Source organism: Bacillus sp. ISL-46, from assembly GCF_018613205.1.
The window spans coordinates 45,740-57,456 of sequence record NZ_JAGGQR010000040.1; the positions used below are offsets into that span (position 1 = coordinate 45,740).

Here is an 11,717-nt window from a genome sequence, read left to right on the forward strand (position 1 = left end):
TACAAAAATCCCCTTACATTATAATTCTTTGTTATAACACAGATTCCTTTATGAAAAAATCGACAAAGTCTGCTCATTTTCTTGTAAATTTGATAAAATAATAAATAAAATTGTTGAAACAAAGGGGAAATTCCATGTTTAACGTCGAAATGTATACTGCGAGCCGCGAGGAAAATTATAATCTTGTTAAAAAACAACTGCATGCCCTTATTCACGATGAGAACAATCAGATTGCGAATCTCAGCAATGCCAGTGCCTTATTGAACCAATTTCTTGACCGAATTAATTGGGTTGGATTTTATTTAATGGATACGAATCAACAACTAGTATTAGGACCATTCCAAGGTCTTCCTGCATGTGTACGTATTCCTTTGGGTAAGGGTGTATGCGGGACATCTGCTTTGAAAAAAGAAACCGTTCTTGTGGCAGATGTTCATCAGTTTCCCGGCCACATTGCTTGTGATGCAGCCTCCCAATCCGAGATTGTTATCCCTCTCATTAAAAATGAGCAGCTAATTGGAGTTCTGGATATTGATTCACCTGAAAAAAATCGTTTCGATGCACTTGATCAACAAATGTTGGAAGAATTTGTTGCAATTCTAGTTGAACATATATAGAAAATAGCACAGAGAAATTCTCTCTGTGCTTTTTCTCTTTAAATCCTTTCCAGTGCCTGATCCAGGTCTTCTTGGATGTCCTCCCATGCTTCTAAACCAACAGATAGACGCAGCAAGTTATCTTCAATCCCCATTTTTTTTCGTTCTTCCTCTGGAACCACGGCATGGGTCATCGTTGCAGGATGCTGAATTAATGTTTCGGCGTCTCCAAGACTTACCGCAATTTTTATTAATTGTAATTGATTCATAAACTGTTGTGCCGATTCCTTGGATCCCTTTATCGTGAATGATATGAGCCCGCCTGATTGTTTCATTTGTTTTTTCGCGATCGAATAATCTTGGTGTTCTGGATCCCCAGGGAAATACACTGATTCAATTTTCGGATGACTTTTCATAAATTCAAATAACCTCTGGGCATTTTCACAATGGCGGTCCATGCGCACTGGCAGTGTTTTAATCCCCCTTAACAACAGCCATGCATCAAAAGGAGAGATAATTCCGCCAATATCTTTTTGGGTCGTCCGTGACACCTGCCTAATAAACTCCTTCTCCCCAATGACAAGACCCGCTATAACATCGCCATGTCCACAGATATATTTTGTTGCACTATGAATGACAACATTGCATCCGAGGGTAAGAGGGGTTTGTATATATGGGGAACAAAATGTGTTATCCACAACAACGGGAATCCCTTTTTTATTTGCCACCCTAGCCACCAATTCCAAATCTACCAGCTTCATTGTAGGGTTTATTGGCGTTTCAATATAGATACAAGCCGTATTAGGTAGGATTTCTTGATCTAATGCTTCTGCCGATTCCATTAAAGAAAAGTCATGTTCAATCCCATATTTCCCTTTTAATAGTTCCAACAATCCGAAGGTACAGCCGTATACTCCTTGTGAACAAAGAATATGGTCACCTGTTTTTGTTAAGGCCACTAGCACTGCACTCACGGCCGCCATTCCTGACGAAAAAGCTAAGCCTGCCTCACCTTGTTCAAGGACTGCCATCCGTTCTTCCAGTATTTTCACCGTTGGATTTCCCAAGCGTGAATAAATAAATCCCTCTTCTTGCCCTGCAAACCTTCTTTCCCCTTGTTCCGCACTGGTAAATGTAAAGGTAGATGTTTGATATAACGGGGGAACTAAACTGTCTTGATGTTCGTCTGGCCGGTAGCCTGAATGAATAACTTCCGTTTCAAACCGTGATTTCTTTTTCCCCATTTTGGATTCCTCCTGTTTGAAAACGTTTTCATATTTATAATATATTATGTAGGTTGGGGGAATATCGTTAGGGCATTCATAAATGAATGCCCTAACTAACCATTATATTGTTTCCTTGAATGACCACTTTGTTCTTCCCAGTTCCTTTAGCAATATACAACGCTTCATCCGCTCGTTTAAATAAGAAATTATAGGCATCGAGCCGTTCCTTATTCCAATAAGAAACACCACAGGACACTGTAATATGCGGGTCGGAGCATTCGGATACCTTTTTAACTAATCTTTCAGCGATGGCTGCTCCTCTGTCTAAAGGGACACCAGGAAGATAAAGGGCCAGTTCTTCCCCACCCCAGCGGGCGCCTATATCTTCCCCGCGAATATTTCGTTTAATAAGGTTTGCAACCTGAACCAGAACTTTATCTCCAACCTGATGGCCGTATGTATCATTTAATTCTTTAAAATTATCAATATCGAGGAGAATAAAGGTACCTTCTTCAATCTCTTTCATTGACCACTGGATTTTTTCATCCAAAAATTTGCGGGAATGGAGCTTGGTAAGGTGGTCTGTAATTACCATATGCTCTAACTCTTCTCTGAGCATTGAATTGGTAAACGCTAGCGATGAATGATGAACTAGTGACTGCAGGAGCTTAAATGTGTCAAAGGAAAAGAAATAAGGCTTTTGATGCATCACAATGGAGAAACCTTTTAATTTTTCGCTCTGAATCATCGGAATCGCAAGAATCGAATGAAAGCTTGTCATACTTTTTATGTTTTGGAGATTGATATCTCCTATAAATAAAGGATTTTTTTCCTTTTCGATCTTTTCCTTTATATAATCAATGTAGAGTCGGGCCTGTTTAGTGTAAAAGTATGAAGTGGAACCTGGGAGTATTTTTACATTTGCTTGTTCATTTGAGAATAAGAAAAAGCCAACTTCTTGTGCATCAATGGAAGTGATGATTTGTTCTGACATATATGTCATCGTATCAACCATGCGTAGGTTAGAATTTAAACAATGGGAAGTTTCGTTGATTAATTGTAAGTTGGAGATTTCCCTCTTTGACTGTTGATAGAGGTGGGCATTCTCCATAGAACATCCCGCAGAACCTGCCAATAATGTAAGAAACTCCACCTCATATACCATAAATTCAGTCGTATCTGCTGCAATTATCTGCAAGACTCCATAGGTTACCTGCTTCCCTTTTAATGGGGCATAAATAATTGCATGTTTATCAGGGGGGGAATATTCAAATTGAATCTCCCCGGTTGCATAAGCATTGATAGCAGCAATATTTTCACTATCATATTCAAGCTCAATAATCGGAAGGTCGCTGTGGCTTTGAGTATCCTGTGAAAGCAATAAGGAAAATGAGTAGTCAGGGTACACTTCCTTAAGCGCTACGCATAATTCTCCCAAGATGAAATTCACATCAAGGAACGAATGAAGTTTTTCTGTAATTTGTATTAATTGTTTATATCTATTAACTTGCATGTGTAAATCACATTCGAGAATTTCCATATAGGTTTCACCCGATCTAATTCCAGATATATACATAGTACCCTAATTATAGTTAATTTTCAGACACTTTGGCGACATTTATTTGTATAATTCATTAACTTTATTAAAATAATCTTTCCGATAATTTTCTCCTGTATCATCATCCCCAAAAAATATTCTTGACTTTACAGGAATAAAAATTATATAATACTCCTTGTGTAAAATATTGCAGCCTATGTGAAAACTTTATTCGTCTCATTTTGTTCCTCTAAAAGGTAGATTGCCTTTAAATGATGGTGTATCTTGTAACCCTTAGCTGCTAGGGCGAAGGTACATGAAAACAAAATGGCTTTAAAGCGTCTCATAACGGTTTTTATTTTACCAAAATAAAAACACTAAGGAGGAGTCATTCATGGCTCGTTATACTGGCTCTAGCTGGAAAATTTCCCGTCGTCTTGGAATCTCTCTAAGCGGCACAGGTAAAGAATTAGAAAAGCGTCCGTACGCTCCTGGACAACATGGTCCAAACCAACGCAAAAAGCTTTCTGAATACGGATTACAATTACAAGAGAAGCAAAAGCTTCGTCATATGTATGGCGTAACTGAGCGTCAATTCCGTAATCTTTTTGATAGAGCTGGTAAATTAAGCGGCGTACACGGTGAAAACTTCATGATTCTTCTTGAATCACGTCTTGACAACGTTGTTTACCGTTTAGGTCTTGCTCGCACTCGTCGTGCAGCTCGTCAATTAGTAAACCATGGCCACATCTTAGTTGATGGCGCTCGTGTAGATATCCCATCATACCGCTTAAAAGCTGGTCAAACAATCAGCCTACGCGAAAAATCTCGCAATCTTGATGTTGTGAAAGAAGCTGTCGAAGTTAATAACTTCGTTCCTGATTTCTTAACATTTGATGCGGACAAATTAGAAGGTACTTTCACTCGCTTACCAGAGCGTTCTGAATTACCTGCTGAAATCAACGAAACTCTTATCGTCGAGTTCTACTCACGTTAATTGATTTGCTTATTAAATAGCAATCACAAAAACCCTAGAAGCGTTATATCAGCGCTTCTAGGGTTTTTTGTTTTTACTATGCTTAGTAGAATTTTGTATTCTCCCCCCAAAGAGATGGGGGCAATTTTGGAGGAAGTTTTAACAAAATTAAAAAAAGGCCATGATAATATCAGGGTCTTAATAACGATGTTCTATGAAGGGATCGAACCGGTGAGCACAACCAGTACTTCTTCTCCATCGAGCGTTCCCTTTATGTTTTTTGGAAATTGATTCAGATCAATGTTTCCATTGGCATTAAGAATACCTGCATTTTTCAAGAGGTCCCCTTGGGAGTTCCGAGTATTAACATACGCATCATGAGCTTCATAACTCTCGTCTTCAGTTACTGATGTTCTTCCTTGATGTACTATCTAGTTTCGCACCACATAAAGCTTCTGATACCATTCTCTAATCGGGGTTGTAGTAGTATTAAAGTTCAAATCAACTCCAAGAATCCTTCCGATATGGTCCTCAACCACATTACGGAACCCTTATTTCACTATCCTGCCCCGTTAGCACAACAAGAAGCTGCCAAAATGACAGCTCTGATCTTCAACTCTAGCACCTATTAGTTAAAAAATGAAAAGGACAAACAATTAAAAGACAGGCTATTTGCTTAGGACAACTTCCTCCCGTTATACATACGATGCAGTGTAGTTAATAACTTAAAGGGGAGAATTTTTTATATGGGTAAAGACCTCACGAAATATTTTCAAGATAGAGTAATCAAGGTTGATCGAGGCGGACCAGAATCCAGTATTGGGATGTTTATGGATGCAAGTGAAGATTATCTCTGCCTTCTCACGGAAGAAGATGGGATCGTCTACCACAACACTAAACATATTAAAAATTTTACAGATAATCTGAAAGAGCAGTTTAAATTCGACGTTGATGTTCCGAAGGATTTCGAATTTAAAAAAGCTATAAATTTCAAAGACCTGCTTAAATCATTGGAATATCGTTGGGTAAATATCAATCGTGGCGGTACTGAGACGGTAGAGGGTGTACTCTGTGAGGTAAAAAATGATTTAGTTTATTTGGTCAATAATGGGGAAATCGTTCGCATTGCCATGTCCCACATTAAAAATGTTAGTTATGGAGTAAAAATTGAAAAGGCTAAATCGGAAAAACATGAGTCATGTCAAAAATCAAACGATAAAAGTGAAAATAACAACAATAACAACAATAGTAGCCCTAAGAGAACTTCACAAAAATTACGTCAAAAATCAAACGATGCGAGTGAAAATAACTACAATAACACCTATTGTAGCCCTCAGGAAACTTCCCAAATATTACGTCAAGAATCAAACGATGCAAGTGAAAATAACAACAATAACACCAATAGCAGCCCTCAGGGAACTTCCCAAATATTACGTCAAGAATCAAACGATGCGAGTGAAAATAACAATAATAACAACAATAACACCAATAACACCAATAGTAGCCCTCAGGGAACTTCCCAAATATTACGTCAAGAATCAAACGATGCGAGTGAAAATAACAACAATAACACCAATAGTAGCCCTCAGGGAACTTCCCAAATATTACGTCAAGAATCAAACGATGCGAGTGAAAATAACAACAATAACACCAATAATACCCCTCAGGGAAATTCCCAAAAATTACATCAGGAATCAAACGATGCGAGTGAAAATAACAACAATAACACCAATAGTAGCTCTCAGGGAACTTCGCAAATATTACGTCAAGAATCAAACGATGCGAGTGAAAATAACAACAATAACACCAATAGTAGCCCTCAGGGAACTTCCCAAATATTACGTCAAGAATCAAACGATGCGAGTGAAAATAACAACAATAACACCAATAGTAGCTCTCAGGGAACTTCGCAAAAAACATCTATTGAAAATGAACTTGATATGTCAGTTCTTTTATCCTCATTATTCTCATTGGAAAAGATTTTACGAAGATTAAATTTTTAAAGTTTCTCACTCATAATGGTTCGCGGAGTAGTTGAAAATGAGTGGACACTGTCAACAAAAACGCTTGATAGTGTCCACTCATTAAATAAGTTTCCATTTAACCTCATTCCTCTCCTTTGAATTTTCATTTCATACTAGAGTTTCTGTTACCGTTGAGCATTACTCACGTTAATAAGGTTAAAGCCCTCATACCAATGGGTATGAGGGCTTTTTCTATCTTCGATTGACCCATTTGATAGATTTCCGATATAAAAAGGCAAGTATTATATAGATGACAACTACGATAGCCGCAGTCGATAATCTTTCTTGTAATACCCCGTCTGCATATAAAACAGGACCAAGTCCGAAAAATGTAACAAGTGCGATGAGAATAATAAATACGGCGTGTAATAAAATTTTCAATACATTCACCCCCATATTCGTTCCTTTTATATTAGACGAAATAAATTAACCCGTTGTTACACGGATATCCTTATAGCAAAAAAAAGGCTTTGTAATCCAAAGCCCTTCCTTTATTAGTATTTAATTAACGTGTACTTCTTTTTACCTCTTCTGATAATCGTAAACTGCCCTTCAATCCGATCGGTTTCCGTTATTGCATAAGAGGTGTCAGTAATTTTTTCCCCATTAACGGTGACGGCACCATTTGAGATATCTTCGCGTGCTTGACGCTTGGATGGGGAAATTTTCGCCGCAACCAAAAGATCGACCAAATTCTCCTCATTTTGTGAAGTATAAGCTGGTACATCTTTAAAGCCCTGCTGGATTTCCGCAGCAGAAAGACTTCTTACATCCCCACTAAATAACGCTTGAGAAATTTTGATTGCCTGTTGTAAGGAATCTTCACCGTGAATCAAACGAGTCAGTTCTTCAGCTAAAACCTTTTGTGCCTTTCGGAGATGAGGCTCTTCCTGAACAGCTTTTTCTAATTGTTCAATTTCCTCATGCGAAAGGAATGTAAAAATCTTTAAGTATTTCACCACATCTGCATCAGCTGTATTAATCCAGAACTGGTAGAACTCATACGGGGTAGTTTTTTCAGGATCTAACCAAACTGCACCACTTTCCGTTTTCCCAAACTTTGTACCATCTGCTTTTGTCACAAGCGGAATGGTTAACCCAAATGCCTTCGAGCCTTCTGGCTGAACTTTGCGGATTAATTCCAATCCTGAAGTTATGTTCCCCCACTGGTCACTTCCGCCAATTTGTAATTTACAGTTGTGATGCTCATATAAATGAAGAAAATCCATCGCTTGTAAAATGGTATAGGTGAATTCTGTAAACGAAATACCCGTCTCAAGCCTTGATGCAATGGTATCCTTCGCTAGCATGTAATTGACACCGATATGTTTGCCGATATCACGCAAGAAGGTAACGACATCCATTGAGCCTGCCCAATCATAGTTATTAACCATGATTGCTCCGTTTTCACCTTCAAATTCGAAAATAGATTCAAGTTGCTTCTTGATACCTGCTACATTATCCTGCACTGTTTCTAGTGTTAACAGCTTTCGTTCTTCACTTTTACCACTCGGATCACCAATCAAGCCTGTTGCTCCTCCGACTAACACAATCGGAAGGTGGCCATGCTGCTGAAATCTTCTAAGTGTTAAAAATGGCAGCAAATGGCCGATGTGCATACTATCTGCAGTTGGGTCAACACCACAATATAAAGAAATTTGCCCCTTGTTTAATGAATCCTTCAAACCTTCTTCATCCGTTTGCTGGTAAATGATTCCTCTCCATGCCAAATCCTGTATTAAATCCATCCTATTCCCTCCAATTTGGTAAAAAAATAAAAACGCCCCTGCAAAAATGCAGGGACGTAAATTTACGCGGTACCACCCAGCTTGAGGAAAATTCCTCCAACTCAAAAAATTAACGGTTTAGACCGTTCTCCGCTACAAAAAAATCATTTTCACAGAGAAAGCTCAGGGGAGTAATTCATTCTTCTATATGCATCAGCTTTCACCACCGCTGACTCTCTTGAAACAGGGATAGAAGAACTACAGTTGGTTCCCTTCACAGCTTTATTATTAAATTAATGTATAGCTTTTTTTACCATATTTCAGTTCCCTTGTCAAACTTAACTGGAAATTTCAGATAAATGTAGAACTTTGTCAGTTTTTATACCTTTGGTATGCTATAATGTACTTGATTTTAGATGAGGTGATACTATAGATGGTTGAAAAATTACAAGCATTGATAGAAAAAGCAAAATCCGTTCTGAACATATTTACCCATAAAAGAACAGTTAAAAGTGCACGAATCACATATCAAGTAGTTTGGAATCTGTTACTCCTTGTATTAACAGTCGTCATTCTTGGCGGATCATTTGCGACAGGTGTTGGTGCGGGTTATTTTGCTTCACTTGTAAAAGATGAACCTGTTCGCTCGTATGACAGCATGAAAAAAGATATTTATAACTATACGGAAACTTCTGAGTTATATTTTTCGGATAATTTTTATCTTGGTAAACTTCACACCGACTTGGAACGGGAAGAAGTAAAATTGGACGATGTATCAAATGATTTAGTCAATGCGGTAGTTGCAACCGAAGACGAATACTTTTACAAGCATAAAGGCGTTGTCCCAAAAGCTGTATTTCGGGCCGTTTTTCAGGAAGTGACAAATTCTGCTGTTCAATCCGGCGGTAGTACGTTAACACAGCAATTAATAAAAAATCAAATCTTAACAAATGAGGTCTCGTTTCAAAGGAAAGCCAATGAAATCTTACTTGCTCTTCGTTTAGAGAAATTTTTTGATAAAAAAGACATGCTTGAAGCTTATCTTAATGTGTCTACCTTAGGAAGAAATTCGTCTGGACGAAACATTGCTGGTGTTCAAGCAGCGGCAAAAGGGATCTTTGGTAAAAAGGCGAGTGATTTAACACTTCCGCAAGCTGCCTTCATTGCAGGATTGCCTCAAAGCCCGTTTGGATATACCCCGTTTACACGGGAAGGGACGATAAAAGAACCCCAATATCTCGAACCAGGTCTCACACGGATGAAAACCGTCCTAAAGAGAATGTTTGACGGTGGCTATATTAACGAGCATGAATATGCGCAAGCCTCTGCCTACGATATTAAAAAGGATTTTATCAAACCGGTTGCAAATCCACTGGAAAAATACCCATGGCTAACAGTCGAAATTGAAAAGCGGTCGATTGAAGTCCTGACCACTGTCTTAGCAAAAAATGATGGGATTTCAGAGAAAGAGTTAAAAAACGATGACAATCTTGCTTATAAATATCAAATATTAGCTCGAAATGCTTTGCGTCAAAATGGATACCAAATTCATTCGACAATAGACAAAAAAATATACGATGCGATGCAAAAGGTTAAGGATAATTATCAATATTACGGACCCGATAAGCCTCAAGAAAAGAAGGATCCTGAAACTGGAGAAATAACAACAGTTATGGAACCTGCTGAGGTTGGGGCAGAACTGATCGAAAACAAGACTGGAAAAATTATCAGTTTTGTCGCTGGACGGAATTATGATGATCAACAGCTAAATCACGCGACCAGTGCCATCAGACAAAACGGTTCTACCATGAAACCACTTCTTGTCTATGCACCCGCGATTGAGTTAGGAAAAGTTGCTCCGGGAACACCGCTGCCAAATGTAGCCTTAAGTCTTGCACCCGGCAGAAGTGATCCTTGGCCGCAAAACTATGACTATCGGTATAGCGGACTGGTTTCAGCAAGATATGCACTAGCGAAATCCTATAACGTACCAGCGGTTAAACTTTACAAGAGTATCGTTGACCAACGTCCCGCCAAGTATCTTGAAAAAATGGGATTTACCTCTTTAAGAAAAGATGATTATACCAATCTAGCTACTTCGATTGGATCGATGACAAATGGGGTAACCATCGAAGAAAATACGAATGCATTTAGTACCTTTGCTAATGATGGAAAATTTATTGATGCCTATATGATTGATAAAATTGTCGATAAAAATGGCAAAGTTATCTATCAGCACGAAGTGAAACCTGTTAATGTCTTTAAGCCGCAAACAGCCTATTTAACGATTGATATGATGCGTGACGTGGTAAAGATGGGAACGGCAGCAGGAGTTAGAAGCAAACTAAATTTCAGTGCGGACTGGGCTGGGAAAACGGGGACAGGAAATCAATATATTGACTCTTGGTTCGTTGCTTCAAACCCTAATGTCACCTTTGGTCTTTGGAGAGGGTATGATACACCAAAATCGCTCCAGACATCCGGTATGCCCTATAGTTCACGGACCAATAACTTATGGGCTCAGTTAATGAACGCTGCCTATAAAATTAAACCTGATCTAATTGCTCCAAAGAAGTCATTTAAAATGCCAAAAGGAATCGTGCAACGTTCTTATTGTGCTGTTTCCGGAATGCTGCCTTCCGAGGCATGTTCAAAAGCAGGCTTAATCGAATCAGATTACTTTAATGTCAATAATGTACCAACAAGAGTTGATGATAGCTTAATTGAAGGAAAATATGTTATGGTTGGCGACAAAAAATATTTGGCCTTGGATTCTACACCAAAAGAGTTTGCCCAATTTGGTCTCATTTTAAATCCCGATTTTATTAAACGAATTGTTGGAAATAACTTCTATAATTATAGACAACTAATTCCACAGAAAGAGCGCTGGGGTAAAATTCTCGTATCAAGTGCCAAAATGTCCGATAACGGGAAGAACCCTGACAGTGTCAGCTTAAAAGTAGAAGGGAATACATTAACATGGTCAGCATCTGGTGATAATGATGTTGTCGGTTACCGAGTCTATCAAGGTGGATTAGTTTCAGCAAAAGTAGGCAGTGTGATCAATGGCTCAAAACGATCATTTCAAGCTGGTACTGGTATCTATTATGTAACGGCGGTCGATATTGCTGGTAGAGAGTCTGCTCCATCGAATCTGGTTGAGGCTGGAGTAAAAATAACACCACCACCAGTAGATCCTACTAAACCTTCGGTACCGAAAGACCCTGCTAAACCTGGTGTACCGAAAGACCCTGCTAAACCTGCGGTACCGAATGGCCCTAATGTTCCAACTAAACCGACTGATCCAACAACAACACCGTAAATATTTTAAAACCGCACCGATAGTGGTGCGGTTTTTTCTGCTTTTTTTGGAATGGATGAAAAATTTTAATGTACTATCCAATTTACGATAAGAACAAGATATTAAGCCGTTGAAGGGTGCTTATATATTTGGTTCTGCCGCGACTAGCCTAAAAGTGAGTCATTGACCTGAAAAGTGAAAGCCCTGCTCATTTACGCATACCCAATAAAATGAGATCTCACGGTTAATGAGGACCTCGTTCATTTACCCATAACCAATAAAATGAGATCTCACGGTTAATGAAAGCCTTGTTCATTTACCGATTACCAA

9 protein-coding genes and 1 other annotated feature are annotated in these 11,717 nt (G+C 38.7%); of the genes, 4 read left to right on the forward strand and 5 right to left on the reverse strand.

The window, feature by feature from the left end; all coding sequences use genetic code 11:
- Nucleotides 1-134 precede the first annotated feature (134 nt).
- Nucleotides 135-617 (forward strand): GAF domain-containing protein, encoded by a 483-nt coding sequence (locus J7E67_RS19025; RefSeq protein ID WP_214732630.1) that lies wholly within the window; start codon nt 135-137, stop codon nt 615-617.
- A gap of 38 nt (nt 618-655) precedes the next feature.
- Here the strand turns inward: J7E67_RS19025 and megL are convergent, their stop codons facing one another.
- Together megL and J7E67_RS19035 are read right to left on the reverse strand one after the other, a co-directional pair.
- Nucleotides 656-1,840, reverse strand: a complete 1,185-nt coding sequence (megL, locus tag J7E67_RS19030) for a methionine gamma-lyase (RefSeq protein ID WP_214732631.1) — start codon at nt 1,838-1,840, stop codon at nt 656-658.
- A gap of 91 nt (nt 1,841-1,931) precedes the next feature.
- Nucleotides 1,932-3,362 carry a sensor domain-containing diguanylate cyclase gene (locus J7E67_RS19035; protein ID WP_251026866.1) on the reverse strand — a complete coding sequence of 477 codons (1,431 nt, stop codon included), beginning with the start codon at nt 3,360-3,362 and terminating at the stop codon, nt 1,932-1,934.
- Nucleotides 3,363-3,753: 391 nt separating this feature from the next.
- Between J7E67_RS19035 and rpsD the strand changes: the two genes are divergently transcribed.
- Nucleotides 3,754-4,356, forward strand: coding sequence for a 30S ribosomal protein S4 (gene rpsD / locus J7E67_RS19040; RefSeq protein WP_088089267.1), 603 nt, complete (start codon nt 3,754-3,756; stop codon nt 4,354-4,356).
- A gap of 191 nt (nt 4,357-4,547) precedes the next feature.
- Here rpsD and J7E67_RS31875 read toward each other — a convergent pair whose 3' ends face one another.
- Nucleotides 4,548-4,673 (reverse strand): hypothetical protein, encoded by a 126-nt coding sequence (locus J7E67_RS31875; protein ID WP_285291934.1) that lies wholly within the window; start codon nt 4,671-4,673, stop codon nt 4,548-4,550.
- A 408-nt stretch (nt 4,674-5,081) separates the two neighbouring features.
- Between J7E67_RS31875 and J7E67_RS19045 the strand changes: the two genes are divergently transcribed.
- Entirely contained in the window at nt 5,082-6,338 is a 1,257-nt protein-coding gene (locus J7E67_RS19045; protein WP_214732633.1) for a hypothetical protein, read from the forward strand.
- 213 nt (nt 6,339-6,551) lie between these two features.
- On the opposite strand, the gene J7E67_RS19050 is transcribed toward J7E67_RS19045, so the two are convergent.
- On the reverse strand, nt 6,552-6,740 hold the full coding sequence (locus J7E67_RS19050) for a DUF6954 family protein (protein WP_214732634.1): 189 nt from the start codon (nt 6,738-6,740) through the stop codon (nt 6,552-6,554).
- A gap of 113 nt (nt 6,741-6,853) precedes the next feature.
- The gene (gene tyrS / locus J7E67_RS19055) at nt 6,854-8,107 is read right to left on the reverse strand and encodes a tyrosine--tRNA ligase (RefSeq protein ID WP_214732635.1); all 1,254 of its coding nucleotides are present in this window, start codon (nt 8,105-8,107) and stop codon (nt 6,854-6,856) included.
- A gap of 47 nt (nt 8,108-8,154) precedes the next feature.
- Nucleotides 8,155-8,373, reverse strand: a binding site (T-box leader).
- 146 nt (nt 8,374-8,519) lie between these two features.
- Between tyrS and J7E67_RS19060 the strand changes: the two genes are divergently transcribed.
- On the forward strand, nt 8,520-11,408 hold the full coding sequence (locus tag J7E67_RS19060) for a transglycosylase domain-containing protein (RefSeq protein ID WP_214732636.1): 2,889 nt from the start codon (nt 8,520-8,522) through the stop codon (nt 11,406-11,408).
- Nucleotides 11,409-11,717 lie beyond the last annotated feature (309 nt).